The organism is Burkholderia sp. BCC1638 (assembly GCF_902833195.1).
GTDB classification, from domain to species: domain Bacteria; phylum Pseudomonadota; class Gammaproteobacteria; order Burkholderiales; family Burkholderiaceae; genus Burkholderia; species Burkholderia diffusa.
The window spans coordinates 55,840-68,877 of record NZ_CADFEC010000031.1 but is presented as its reverse complement, the minus strand read 5'-3'; the positions used below and the strand labels follow the sequence as shown (position 1 = coordinate 68,877).

At 65.9% G+C, this 13,038-nt stretch carries 12 protein-coding genes; 4 read left to right on the top strand and 8 right to left on the bottom strand.

All coding sequences use genetic code 11. The annotated features are described in order from the left end of the window. Positions 1 to 173 precede the first annotated feature (173 nt). Positions 174 to 551 carry a 4a-hydroxytetrahydrobiopterin dehydratase gene (locus HWX22_RS26570; RefSeq protein WP_257127694.1) on the top strand — a complete coding sequence of 126 codons (378 nt, stop codon included), beginning with the start codon at positions 174 to 176 and terminating at the stop codon, positions 549 to 551. Positions 552 to 643: 92 nt separating this feature from the next. Here the strand turns inward: HWX22_RS26570 and HWX22_RS26565 are convergent, their stop codons facing one another. Then, complete coding sequence (locus HWX22_RS26565; RefSeq protein ID WP_006756491.1) at positions 644 to 874, bottom strand: DUF3717 domain-containing protein; 231 nt, start codon at positions 872 to 874, stop codon at positions 644 to 646. A gap of 123 nt (positions 875 to 997) precedes the next feature. On the opposite strand from HWX22_RS26565, the gene HWX22_RS26560 reads away from it, so the two are divergent. Next, positions 998 to 1,690 carry a response regulator transcription factor gene (locus HWX22_RS26560; RefSeq protein WP_006401494.1) on the top strand — a complete coding sequence of 231 codons (693 nt, stop codon included), beginning with the start codon at positions 998 to 1,000 and terminating at the stop codon, positions 1,688 to 1,690. Between the two features lie 116 nt (positions 1,691 to 1,806). Beyond that, complete coding sequence (locus HWX22_RS26555; protein ID WP_059531258.1) at positions 1,807 to 3,291, top strand: sensor histidine kinase; 1,485 nt, start codon at positions 1,807 to 1,809, stop codon at positions 3,289 to 3,291. A 96-nt stretch (positions 3,292 to 3,387) separates the two neighbouring features. Here HWX22_RS26555 and HWX22_RS26550 read toward each other — a convergent pair whose 3' ends face one another. The 7 genes from HWX22_RS26550 to mnmC form a co-directional block, all read right to left on the bottom strand. Then, positions 3,388 to 3,909: an SET domain-containing protein-lysine N-methyltransferase gene (locus tag HWX22_RS26550; RefSeq protein ID WP_175916713.1), complete on the bottom strand. Its 522-nt coding sequence runs from the start codon at positions 3,907 to 3,909 to the stop codon at positions 3,388 to 3,390. 188 nt (positions 3,910 to 4,097) lie between these two features. Continuing rightward, positions 4,098 to 5,210: an NADH:flavin oxidoreductase/NADH oxidase gene (locus tag HWX22_RS26545; protein ID WP_175907820.1), complete on the bottom strand. Its 1,113-nt coding sequence runs from the start codon at positions 5,208 to 5,210 to the stop codon at positions 4,098 to 4,100. Between the two features lie 207 nt (positions 5,211 to 5,417). After that, on the bottom strand, positions 5,418 to 6,128 hold the full coding sequence (locus HWX22_RS26540) for a glutamine amidotransferase (protein WP_175907822.1): 711 nt from the start codon (positions 6,126 to 6,128) through the stop codon (positions 5,418 to 5,420). Between the two features lie 28 nt (positions 6,129 to 6,156). Then, positions 6,157 to 6,795 carry a MarR family winged helix-turn-helix transcriptional regulator gene (locus tag HWX22_RS26535; RefSeq protein WP_059531266.1) on the bottom strand — a complete coding sequence of 213 codons (639 nt, stop codon included), beginning with the start codon at positions 6,793 to 6,795 and terminating at the stop codon, positions 6,157 to 6,159. Between the two features lie 504 nt (positions 6,796 to 7,299). After that, complete coding sequence (locus tag HWX22_RS26530) at positions 7,300 to 8,415, bottom strand: YbdK family carboxylate-amine ligase (protein WP_034183814.1); 1,116 nt, start codon at positions 8,413 to 8,415, stop codon at positions 7,300 to 7,302. 15 nt (positions 8,416 to 8,430) lie between these two features. Further along, positions 8,431 to 9,645 (bottom strand): cation:proton antiporter, encoded by a 1,215-nt coding sequence (locus HWX22_RS26525; protein WP_059531269.1) that lies wholly within the window; start codon positions 9,643 to 9,645, stop codon positions 8,431 to 8,433. A gap of 675 nt (positions 9,646 to 10,320) precedes the next feature. Further along, a complete protein-coding gene (gene mnmC / locus HWX22_RS26520) occupies positions 10,321 to 12,282 on the bottom strand; it encodes a bifunctional tRNA (5-methylaminomethyl-2-thiouridine)(34)-methyltransferase MnmD/FAD-dependent 5-carboxymethylaminomethyl-2-thiouridine(34) oxidoreductase MnmC (protein WP_175916712.1) in 1,962 nt (653 codons plus the stop codon). A gap of 389 nt (positions 12,283 to 12,671) precedes the next feature. On the opposite strand from mnmC, the gene HWX22_RS26515 reads away from it, so the two are divergent. Further along, positions 12,672 to 12,950 (top strand): HU family DNA-binding protein, encoded by a 279-nt coding sequence (locus HWX22_RS26515; protein ID WP_006401505.1) that lies wholly within the window; start codon positions 12,672 to 12,674, stop codon positions 12,948 to 12,950. Positions 12,951 to 13,038 lie beyond the last annotated feature (88 nt).

The following is a 13,038-nucleotide window of genomic DNA, read 5'->3' as shown; positions in this document are numbered from 1 at the left end:
GCGCCACAACCAAGCGCTCATCGCGCTCGCACGGCGACGCTGTGACGTCCTGTTCGCCATGCTGCGCGACGGCACCATTTACCAACCCAAGTCAGCCCCTACCGCTTGACGAAACACATAGGGGCACCCTCCCGATGTCCGTCCCCGGATGGCCGTCCCGCAACTATGAAACAATGACCGGTACCGGCTTTGCCGCGTGGCCCTTGCCCGCGTGCGGGCGCCGTTACCGAACGAGGTGCAACATGATCCACAAGCTCACATCAGAAGAACGCAAGACCCGGCTCGAAGGCCTGCCGCACTGGACGGCCGTGCCGGGCCGCGACGCGATCCAGCGCAGCCTGCGCTTCGCCGATTTCAACGAGGCCTTCGGCTTCATGACGCGTGTCGCGATCAAGGCGCAGGAAATGAACCACCATCCGGAATGGTTCAACGTGTACAACCGCGTCGACGTGACGCTGTCGACCCACGACGCGGACGGCTTGACCGAACGCGACATCGCGCTCGCGACGTTCATCGACCAGGTGTGCGCCCACACGGAACCGGCCGCCTGAGACGTTCCTCTACCGCCGCGCGTCTTTCGACGCGCGGCGCGTCAACTTTTCATTTCGATGAACGTTTTCTAGGATGTACTCAGCGAAAGCCTTCAGCTTTCCAAGCCATCCTTAAGGCGCACGTAAGTCTCGTACGCTTTCCGCGCCTTGGGGTCCAAACCTTCCAGTTGCAGCGCGCCTTCGCGCTGTACAATCAGCAGCGCATACGGCTTGGAGAGCGCGCTGGCCTCTTCGCAGAGTTTGAGTTCGTCGCCGCTCGACGGCGAGCGGGCGCGCCAGAAATTGATCGCGGCTTCGAGGTCGTGAATCGAAATATCGGACATGATTGGATTTAATCGTTCGCTGGCCGCCATGCTTGATTGTCAGGCGATGCGGCGCCCCTGTGGAAACGGCGTCGTGCTGTCCGCGTGCCTGAACCGCCAACCCATTGTACTTGAGCGAACTTCATGCGACTCCTTCTGATCGAAGACGACCGCCCCATCGCACGCGGTATCCAGAGCAGCCTCGAGCAGGCTGGCTTCACCGTCGACATGGTGCATGACGGCATCTTTGCCGAACAGGCGCTGGCACAAAACCGCCACGAACTCGTGATCCTCGACCTCGGCCTGCCGGGCATCGACGGAATGACGCTGCTCACACGCTTTCGCCAGACCAATCGCCACACGCCGGTCATCGTGCTGACCGCGCGCGACGAATTGAACGACCGGATTCAGGGCCTGAACTCCGGCGCCGACGATTACATGCTCAAGCCGTTCGAGCCGGCCGAGCTCGAAGCGCGCATCCGCGCGGTGATGCGCCGCAGCGGCCCGCACAGCGACATGCCGCGTCCGGAAGTGTCGCTCGGCGGTGTCCGCCTGTCGGGCGTCGATCGTCGCATCTTCAACGACGACAAGCCGCTGGAACTGTCGCCGCGCGAATTCGCGGTGCTCGAAATGCTGCTGCTGCGTCATGGCCGTGTGGTCAGCAAGGCCCAGCTGCAGGATCACCTCACGCACTTCGGCGGCGATCTCGGCGACACCGCGATCGAAGTCTACGTGCACCGGGTGCGCAAGAAACTCGAGCAGTGCCGTGTCGAAATCGTCACGGTGCGCGGCTTCGGCTACCTGCTGCAGGAAATCCGCCAGACCGCGAGCGTCTGAGCGGCGCCGCACGCCGGCCGGCCGCGTGCCGCCGGCAAGCCGCCCTGCCCGCGTCGCCGTCCGACGCACGTCCGCGCCGCTCCCCGTGAGCGGCGCTTATCCATTTGCCCGTCGAAATGTCTTCTGATCCGGCTGTCACCACCAGCCTGCGCCGCTCGCTGCTTCGACGCCTCGCCGCGCCGCTGTCGATGCTCGCGCTGATGAGCGGCCTGATTGCCTACTGGCTCGCGTGGCAATACACGCAACACGTGATCGACCGCTCGCTCGCCGATCTCGCCACCGCCATCTCCAAACAGATCCAGATCGCCGGGCCGGACGCGCCGTTCACGGTGCCACCGCTCGCGCAGGCGATGTTCTCCGATCCGGCGGAGGCGCTGATCTACCGGATCAGCGACGGCGAACAGGAACTCGCCGGCGACCCGAAGCTGCCGCTGCGCGGCATCAACGTGCGCCGCATGCATCACGCGTACGTGTTCGAGGCCGAGTACGACAATCGCGCGGTTCGCGTCGCGCAGGTGCGCGTCGACGATGTCGAAGGCGGCAAGCCGATGGTGGTCGAGGTCGCGCAGCCGGTGCGGCACCGCTACCGGATCGCGGCCGAATTCCTCGTCGCGATCATGATGCCGCTGCTGCTGTTGCTGCTCGCGGGCTGGGGCATCGTGTGGCGGGTCGTGAACCAGCAGCTCGGCCCGCTCACGCATCTCGCCGATTCGCTGAACCGGCAGACCCATACGTCGCTGGAGCCGGTCGACGAGACCGACGTGCCGCTCGAGATCCGGCCGCTGACGAGCGCAATGAACGCGCTGCTCGGCCGCCTGAAGACCGCGCTCGACGCGCAGCGCAAGTTCATCGCGGACGCCGCGCACCAGTTGCGCACGCCGCTCACGGCCGTGAAGCTGCATGCCGAGCAGGCCGCCGTCGCGCGCGACCCGCAGCAGACCTACGCCGCGGTGCGCGAACTGCGCGCGGCCGCCGACCGCGCGGTGCGGCTGTCGAACCAGTTGCTGTCGCTCGCGCGTGCGGAGCCGGGCGAACAGGCCGCGCGTTTCGTCGACGTCGATCTGGCCGCGATGGCGTTCGAGACGGGCGCCGAGTGGGTGCCGCGCGCGCTCGCATCGCATGTCGACCTCGGCTTCCAGCGCAGCGACGATCCCGGCGAAGACGAGACGCTGAACGTGCGCGGCAACCCCGTGCTGCTGCGCGAAGTGATCGCGAACCTGCTCGACAATGCGCTGAAATACGTGCCGCTCGCACGGCCGGCCGGCGCGCGGATCACGGTGAACGTCGCGCGCGGCGCGCTCGAGGACGGCCAGCCGGCCGCCGAGATCGTCGTCGAGGACAACGGCCCGGGCGTGCCGGCCGGCCAGCAGGCCGACCTGTTCAAGCGCTTCTTCCGCGGCGATGCGCAGAGCGGCAACGGCGTCGAGACGGGCGCCGGGCTCGGGCTCGCGATCGTGCACGACATCATCGCGATGCACGGCGGCACGGTGTCGTACGAGGATGCAGCGGAAGGCGGTTCGCGTTTCGTGGTGCGGGTGCCGCTCGCCAAGCGCACCGCGAAGCCGGCGAGCGAGACGCCGGCCGCCGCGCCGACGCACTGAAGCGCGCGCGCCAGCCAGTATCGGGCGGGACGGACGGCCGCGCGGCGGCCATCCGGTGAAGGTGAAGCAGCCGCGCACGATGCGCGGCCGCGCCGGTCACTTCTTCTTTTTCTTGTCCTTCGCGCCGGACTCCGACTTCCGGTCCTTCTTCTTTTTCTTCTTGCCGTCGTCGTCCGGCGTGGCGAGCAGCGTGCCGCGACACGCGGCCGCGCCGCAATGGCACGCGTATTCGCGCTTGAGCTTCTTCGTCAGCTTCTCGTCGATCACGAGGCCATAGTCGTAGAACAGCTCTTCTTCCGGCCCGATATCGCGCAGCGCGTGGATGAACACGCGTCCCTTGATCTCCTCGGCCTCGCAGTTCGGCGCGCACGAATGGTTGATCCAGCGCGCGCTGTTGCCGTCGATCTTGCCGTCGATCACGCCGCCCTCTTCCAGTGCGAAGTAGAACGTATGATTCGGCTCGTTCGGGTCGTGCGGATGGCGGCGCAGCGCTTCCTTCCACGAAATTCGCTCGCCCTTGTATTCCACTACGCGTTCGCCGGCCTTGATCGGCTCCACCGCGAACACGCCCTTGCCGTGTACTCCCGAGCGGCGCACCGAGATCCTGCGTGAACTCATCGAACGAATCCTTTGAAGACGACTTGAATGGAAGACGGCCGCGTTTGCGTCCTGCGCGGCCCTGCGTCGCGCGAAACGAAAACGCGGCACCGGTCGGTGCCGCGTCGGGGCATGCGGCGAATCACCCGCATCCTACACGTTCACGATTGCTTCGTTCAACATCGCGCGCAATATCGCGCGCATGACGCTCAACGCTGGCCGAATGCGATGTCGCCGAACAACGTCTTGTGCTCGCGCGGCTGCGAACGCCAGTACTGCGGCGGCGCCGAAACCTGCGCGCCGAGCTCGGCGGCCGCATGCCACGGCCAGCGCGGGTCGTACAGCATCGCGCGCGCCATCGCGACGAAATCGGCGTCGCCGGACTCGATCAGCCGGTTCGCATGCGCGGGCTCGTTGATGAGGCCGACGGCGATCGTCGGCATCCCGACCGCGCGCTTCACCGCCTGCGCGAACGGCACCTGGTAACCGGGCGACAGCGGAATCTTCTGCAGCGGCGACACGCCGCCGGACGACACGTCGATCCAGTCGCAGCCGCGTTGCTTCAGTTCGTGCGCAAACGCGATCGTATCCTCGAGTTCCCAGCCGCCCTCGACCCAGTCGGTCGCCGACACGCGCACGCCGACCGGCCGGTCCGCCGGGAACGCCGCGCGCACGATCTCGAAGATCTCGAGCGGAAAGCGCATCCGGTTTTCTCGCGAGCCGCCGTATTCGTCGGTGCGCTGGTTCGAAAGCGGCGACAGGAACTGATGCAGCAGATAGCCGTGCGCCGCGTGCACCTCGATCGCATCGATGCCGAGGCGCGCCGCACGCTTCGCGGCCGCAGCGAACGCTTCGCGGATCCGGTTCAGGCCGGCCGCGTCGAGCGCGAGCGGCGGCGTCTCGCCGTCCTTGTGCGGTGACGCCGACGGCGCATGCGGCAGCCAGCCGCCATCGGCGACGGACACGAGCTGGCCGCCCTTCCACGGCACCTCGCTCGACGCCTTGCGCCCCGCATGCGAAAGCTGCATCGCGACCCGGACCGGCGAATGCTTGCGGATCGCCCCCAGCACGGGCTTGAGCGCCGCTTCGGTCACGTCGTCCCACAGGCCGAGGTCGCCGGCCGTGATGCGCCCGTCGGGTTCGACGGCGGTCGCTTCGATGCAGAGCAAGCCCGCGCCGGACAGCGCGAGATGGCCAAGGTGAATCATGTGCCAGTCGGTCGCCTCGCCGCGCTCGGCCGAGTACTGGCACATCGGGGAGATCACGATCCGGTTCGGAAGGGTCACGCCGCGCAGCGTGAACGGAGAAAACAGCGCAGTCATGGATGCCGCTCGCCAGGAAAGGGAAAGAGCGGACCAGCGTAGCATGCGGGCTCGAAGCCTGCTGGCAGCCGGTTCGGCAGTAAGCGGATGGTCAGGCAGGGCCGGCGTGCAGCCGGCAACGAGGCAGCGTGCACGCGGCGTACGGCGGTGCACCGGCCGGCAATGCCCGCCCGCGGGCCGGTCACGCGCGATGCCGCTCGCCCGGGATCAAAGCCCGACGCTGTCGAGCCACTCGCCGAACATGCGTCGCGCGGCCGTCTCCAGCACAGGACCGTGCTGAACGGTGTCGGCGCGCAACTGGCGCGCGTCGATGCCGGGCGTCGACGCGATTTCGCCGGCGTTGCCGATCAGCCAGGGTTCGAAACGGTCGGTGCGGATTTCAGGATGACATTGCAGCGCCAGCACGTGCTGCCCCCACGCGAACGCCTGGTGGCGGCACGCCGGTGTCGAGGCGAGATGGATCGCGCCGCCGGGCAGGTCGAACGTATCGCCATGCCAGTGCAGCATCGAGGTCACCGCGCCGTCGAGGTGGCGCAGCGGCGACGCGCGGCCCGCGTCGGTGAGCGTCAGCGGCGCCCAGCCGAGTTCCTTCTGCGCAGCCGGATAGACGCGCGCACCGAGCGCGCGGGCGATGAACTGCGCGCCGAGGCAGATGCCGAGGATCGGCAGTCCGGCGTCGATGCGCTGGCGCACGAGTGCCGCGAGCGGCGCGATCGACGGATACTGCCCGTCCTCGTACACGCTGAGTGGCCCGCCGAGCATCACGAGCAGCGCCGGCTTGAGCGCGTCGAGCGCCTCGACGCGCGACGATCCGACGTCGACGTAGCGCACCCGCCGCCCGCGCTCTCCGAGCACCTGCTCGAAGCTGCCGAGGTCCTCGAAATGCACGTGGCGGATCGCGACCACTTCTGCGTTCATCATCGGCCTCCCGGTCGATCGACGGACGTCAGCCGGCGAACACCTTCCAGGTCTTCTTTTGCGTCGCCGCGTCGGCTTCTTCGTGCACCGAACAATCGAGACGCAGATCGCTGTCGGCCATCGACAGATCGAGCGCCGCGCAGTGATGCACGGTCTTCTTCGACTGCTTGCCCGGCTGGAAATGCGCGCACGTCAGGCACATGCGCTGCGGCGGCGTCGCACCGGCCACCTGCAGTTCGCGCAGCGTCTTCAGCAGCGCACGGTACAGCGTGCCCTGCTCGTCCGCACCGAGCTTGCCGACCGCTTTCGTCAGGAATTCAGGCCATTGCAGCGCCTTCTTCGCCGCGGTACGGCCGCGGGCCGACAGGCGCACGGCGAGCGCACGGCCGTCGTCCAGTGCGCGACGCTTCTCGACGAGACCCTTCGTCTCGAGCGTGCTGACCGCATCGCTGGTGGTCGCAGCCGTGAGCTGCGTCTCGCGTGCGATCTCGCCGAGCCGCATCGGGCCCTTGCGTTGCAGCAGCAGCACGAGGATCTCGCCCTGCGTCGGCGTGAGGCCTGCGCCTTCCGCCCAATCCCATGCCTGGCTTCGCATGGCCGTACTCAACCGCAGCAAGCTGTGGGTCACACGTCCCGAAGCCTGATTCCCGTAAACGCCTTCGCTCATAGTCTTTTCGCTTTGCCGCCGCCCGGATCGCCGAGCAGCCGTAGTGTGGAGATCGAATGTCATCTCAAAACAGACGCCCGTTGAAGAGCGTCGACACGGCCGTCGCGAGGCACACGCGGCGGTCGCGTTCGCGGCGACCGGTGAGACACGGGTCGTTCCGGTGTCCGCAAAGCCGACATTCTAAGCGAGAGCGGAAAATCGCACAGCTAAGTTATCCCCTGCATTCTGTGGAAAATCGCTGGATAACCGGATTTTTTCGTTGTGCCGGCAATCTCTGCCGACCCCACAACCGAACGCGCAAACATTTTCCTGTTCGAATCGGCCATCGTGCCGACAGCATCGGTCCACCGGGTTATCCATCCCGCAGAGCGTTGACTTTGAAGCGGAATATCGGGTTATCCACAGATTTTCAGGACGACTGGCGACGCGCTGCGCACGAATCGGCGCCGAACGGCGTTCAGCGAATCGCCGCGCGGTCGAGCCTGTAATCTGCAAAACATTTTTTCATTCACGCCAGCGCAGGCACTGCTGACGGACCGTCTCGTTCAGCGATTTTTCCTGTTTGAAAACGGTTCTCAACCACGATGCGTCATTCACGCGCGCCTTCGCGAGCGCGCCGATCTCGTCGAGCGCCGCGCGCGAGCCGAGCGCGGCCGCATGCGGCGCGATCCGGTCGAGCGTGTCGAGGATGTCTTCCGCGATCGTGCGGCGCTCACCTGTCTGAGGATTGACGCAGGTGCCCTCGAGCCCGAAGCGGCACGCTTCGAAACGGTTGAATGTGTAGACGAGATAGTCGTCCTCCGACAGCTTCAGCGGCCGGTCGGTCAGCAGGTAGCGCGCGAGCGTCTGGATGTAGCAAGCAATCGCGGCAGCGCGATCAACCGACAGCGGCGTGTCCATCACGCGCACCTCGATCGTCCCGTAACCGGGCTTCGGCCGGATGTCCCAGTAAAAGTCCTTCATCGAGTTGACGACGCCCGTGTTGACCATCTTCATGAAGTACTCCTCGAAGCTGTCCCAGGTCAGCACGAACGGCGCGCGGCCCGACAGCGGGAACGCGAACACCGAATTCAGGCGTGCCGAATGGAAGCCGGTGTCGACGTTCTGCACGAACGGCGACGACGCGGACAGCGCGATGAAGTGCGGAATGAAGCGCGACATCGAGTGCAGCAGGAACAGCGCGCTGTCTGGATCGGGACAGCCGATGTGCACGTGCTGGCCGAACACGGTGAACTGCTTCGCGAGATAGCCGTACAGCTCGGAGATGTACTGGAAGCGCGGCGCGTCGTAGATCTGCCGGTCGCTCCACTGCTGGAACGCGTGCGTGCCGCCGCCGGCGAGCCCGACGTTGAGCTGGTCGGCCGCCTTCACGAGCACGTCGCGGATCGCGTGCAGCTCGCTGACCGCCTGCTCGTGCGAATGGCAGATGCCGGTCGACAGCTCGATCATGCTCTCGGTGATTTCGGGTGTGATGTTGCCGGGGAAGGTCTCGCCTTGGATGAGGCGCATCAGGTCGGATGCCGCCTTGGTCAGGTCGTAGTTGTGCGTGTTGACGACCTGGATCTCCAGTTCGACGCCGAACGTGAACGGTTCGGAATTGACGAAAGTTTCGAGTGCCATGGCAGGTTCCGGAAATCAGTTGCCGTCGCTGCGTTCGCTGACCGCCGACAGGCAGCGGTAGACGACGAACGGGCTGACGAGCTGCAGGATCACGATCGTGCACATCACGATCGCGCGCAGATGCGGGTCGAAATTCGGATAGAGCTGGTAGGTGTCGTCGACGAGCAGGTACGACAGCGCGGACATCGGCGTGAGCGCGATACCGAGCGCGATGCCCTGCTTCATCCCGATGCCGCTCGGCTTCGCGAACGCGACGACGCCGGCCAGCTTCGCCACGAGCCGCGTGACGATCAGCGCGATCGCGAGCAGCCCGCCGAGCGCGATGTCGCCCCACGTGAACGACGTGAGCGTCAGCACGAACAGCACCACCGTCAGCAGCCAGCCGGCCGTGCCGAAATGCTCGGGCCACAGCTGCGGCCGCGCTTCGAGGTTCTTCACGATGATGCCGGCGAGCAGCAGCGTGAGCAGCGTCGACAGCTTCAACGCCTGCGCCACCGCGATCGCGAGCATCACGAGGCCGAACAGCGCGACGAACGAATGCTCGTCGCGCATCGTCGAGGTCATGTGGCGGAACAGGTAATTGCACGCGCGCGCGACCAGGTACGCGACGATGAACGAACCGGCGATCAGGTAGACGGGCTGCAGGATCGTCGCGAAAACGTTCCCGTACGCCTCCTGGTGGAGCCAGCTCGTGACGAGCTTGGTCAGCACGATCGCGTACACGCTGTTCAGCGCGGTCAGCGTGATGAGGCGCTGCGACACCTGCCCTTCCGCACGCAGTTCGGTCTTGAGCTGGATCACCATCGACGGCGACGTCGCGATCGCGATCGCCGACAGCACGAGCGCGACCATGCCCGACACGCCGAGCGCGAGCATCACGAACAGCACGAGCACGAACGTCAGCGTCGCCTCGGCAAGGCTCGACGCAATGAGCCACGGATTGCGGCGAATCCATTTCAGGTCGAGACGGCTACCGAGTTCGAACAGCAGCAGGCCGAGTGCGACGTCGATCAGCAGCCGCGAGGTTTCGTCGGTGCTCGCGTCGATCACGCCGAATCCGAACGAACCGGCGACGAGACCGATCACCGCATAGCCGGTGATGCGCGGCAACCGCCATGCGCGGTAGCACAGCTCGCCGCACAGACCGGCCGCGAACAACGCGAGCCCGGCCCAGAACACGGCATCCGGCGCGAGCGGCCAGTTGGGCAGGAATGAGAACGCCGACTTCATCGTGGTGACTTCTCCTTTGGAAGCAATCGCCAGCGGCGCGGGGTCAAGCGTCAGAAATGAGATGCGCGCCGGCTGGGTATCGCCCCGAATGTGATTGTTGTGGTCGACGACGGCGGGACATGGGATCCGCCTTTTTCCGCCGTCCGGCGGAACTGTCGTTCAGGCTGCCGATCTGGATTGTCGGCCTGGTGTGTGAACGGACTGCGCAGTCTCGAAGATTCAGATTCGAAATCGTGCCGACCGTTCCATTGAAGCATGTCCGGCGCCTGGCCGAACGAACGCGAAGGAAACCGATTGTGCCACAGCTTTTTCGCTCCGGAACCGATCGAATCGACTCGCGGCCCTGTGAGGCGCCACAGGTCTTTGGTTTCAACGGTTTACTTGTATATATACGTAGTAGAAGTTAACAAGACGCGCACAGTTCTGTGGATAACTTCGGTTTACGCAACAAGATCAAGGTGTTGGCGCAGCGATAACCCGTTGCACAGGCTGTTTGCTCACAGCGGTTTGAGTTGAGCAACTTTCGGGCCGTTGGACGACTGTGCCGAGTTGCCCAGTTTACGTCCACTGTGATTGCACACGAACCGCGCGTGGATTCCGCGCGGTTATCCACAGCGTCGAGTGGATAACCTTGCGCGAAAAAATCGAAGGACTGTGAGATTTCGGCTGACGAGATCAGCCGATCTGGCGGCCGCGCAGCGCACGGATCAGGAATCGGGCGGGGTCGACGGCATCGGCGAGTTCGCGCTCGAGCGGCAGCGGCTCGCCTTCGAGTTGCGACGCGATCAGTTCGGCGCCGAGCGCCGCCCACACCAGGCCACGGGAGCCGTAGCCGAATGCGCCGTAGAGCCCAGCGGTGCGCGGCAGGTCGCGCGCCTTCGCACCGCTCAGCGCGCGTGCGTTCGCGATGGTCTGCGCTTCGTCGGCAAGCGGGCCGATCACCGGCACGCGGTCGGCGACGACCCAGCGAAACGCGACGCGCCCGCGCAGCGTCCCGACGTCCGGCAGCTCGCCGATCAGGCCGGGCAGCAGATGCCGCACGCGCTCGATATTTTCGATATGTCCGGCGGGGCGCATCGCAGGATCGAGGTCGTCGGGTTCGAACGTTGCGCCGATCAGCAGCGTGCCGTCGTCGAGCGGCACCGCATAGCCATCGCCGATCGCCGGGCACGGCAGCGGCGCCGTGCTGCCGGGCGGCAGCAGCGTCAACTGGCCGCGCACCGGCTGCAGCGCGACATGCCGCAGGCCGGCGAGACGCACGGCATCGCCCGCGTTCGCGAGCACGACGACCGGCGCTTCGGCGAGCGTCGCACCTGCCGCATCGACGGCGCGCCACGTGTCGCCGTCACGCTCGAGTCGAGCGACCTCGGTGCCGGCCAGCAGTTGCACGCGCTCGCCGGCCGCCGCGACTTGCGCGGCGCAGAGCGCTGCCGGCCATACGGCACCGCCGTGCGGAAACAGCAGGCCGCCATGTGCGACCGGCAGGTTCAGATGCGCGCGTGCGGCGTCGGTGTCGAGCAGCGACACGTAGTCGGACGGTGCGCCGAGCGCGTCGAACGCCTCGCGCATCCGCACGAAATCGTCGGCCGATTCCGCGAGATGAATCATTCCGCGGGTGCTGCGCGCGAACGCATGGCCGGCCTGCTCGAGCGCGCGCCAGCGTGCGAGCGCATGCAGGAAACCGCTGCGCGTGAGGCGGCTCGCGACGTTGTCGTCGCGCGTCATCAGTGGATGAAATACACCGGCCGGATTGCCCGATGCATCGCTCGCGATCCGCGCGTGCCGCTCGATCAGCGTGACGTTCCAGCCGCGTGTCGCAAGCCGTTCGACGACCGCGCAGCCGGCCAGGCCCGCGCCGATCACGATCGCATCGCGCGCGGCAACCGGCAATGCGCGCGGCGGTTCGTGCCGGCGCATCCGCCAGCGCGGTGCATATTCGCCCGCGAGCATCGCGAACTTGCCGGCCAACCCGGCGATCTTGCGATATGTGAAACCCGCGTCGAGGAGCGCCTGTTTCACCACGCCCGCGCTCGAATACGTCGCAAAGGTCGCATTGTCGGCGGCGACGCGTGCGAGTGCGCGAAACACCTCAGCCGACCAGAGCTCCGGGTTTTTCGCGGGCGCGAAGCCGTCAAGATAGAACGCATCGGCGCGTGCGACCAGTTTCGGCAGCATCTCGCGCGCGTCGCCCAGCGCGAGCGTGAGCACGACGCGGCCGGCGTCGAATTCGAGGCGATGAAAACCTGGAACGAGCATCGGCCACGCATCGGCGAGCATCCCCGCTTCTGTCGATATGGTTGTATTCGCAACTATCTTTGACAGTGCGTGGCGCAGATCATCGCGCGAAAACGGATGTTTCTCGAACGACACGAAATGCAGCCGCTCGCAGCGCGCGGGATCGTCGCGCCAGGCGGCCCAGGTCGCGAGGAAGTTGGCGCCCACGCCGAACCCCGTCTCGACGATGGTGAACGTGCGGCGGCCTTGCCAGCGCGCGGGCAGCGCGTTGCCCGCGATGAACACGTGGCTCGCCTGCGCGAGCGCGCCCGCGACGTTGTGATAGATGTCGCCGTACGCGGGCGAGACGAGGGTGCCGTCGTCGCGAAACGCGAGCGTGGCGAGAACGAGTCGATCGGGCATGCGAAACAAAAAACGTGGCAGCCAAGCCTGGCAAGGGATTGCGCGGAGGCGCCCGGCGGGCCGTTGGCAAAAACCAACGGCGTTGCGCGATGGCGGACCCGGCTGCGTATCCTGTCCGGTTGGCGCAGGTCAAAAAACGGGCAATCGACGATTCATTCGGCGAAATACCGATGAAAATCTTTGAAACCCTTGTCGTTATTGGGTTTGCGCTGCGCTATCATAGCAACGCCGTACCGCGGGGTGGCCGCCGGCAAGCCGGACGGCACGTCGCGCGGGCCAGGATTCGGCGCTGTGCCGTCGGAGTCTGACTCTCGACGGCACGGTTCGCGCACGTATAATCGGCGCGTTCGCGCTGTTCGTGTCAAACCTAACCTGAAAAAGGAACCTTAATGAACAAACAGGAACTGATCGACGCCGTCGCCGCCCAAACGGGCGCCAGCAAGGCTCAAACCGGCGAAACGCTGGACACGCTGCTCGAAGTCATCAAGAAGGCCGTGTCGAAGGGTGATGCGGTTCAGCTGATCGGCTTCGGCAGCTTCGGTTCGGGCAAGCGCGCAGCACGTACGGGCCGCAACCCGAAGACGGGCGAAACCATCAAGATCCCGGCAGCCAAGACGGTCAAGTTCACGGCTGGCAAGGCGTTCAAGGACGCCGTCAACAAGCGTTAATTCAGCGCCTGTTCCAGGAAAAAAACCCGCCTTCCGGCGGGTTTTTTGTTGGGTGCGCGCGGCATTTTCGCCACAGTTCGCGTCACTC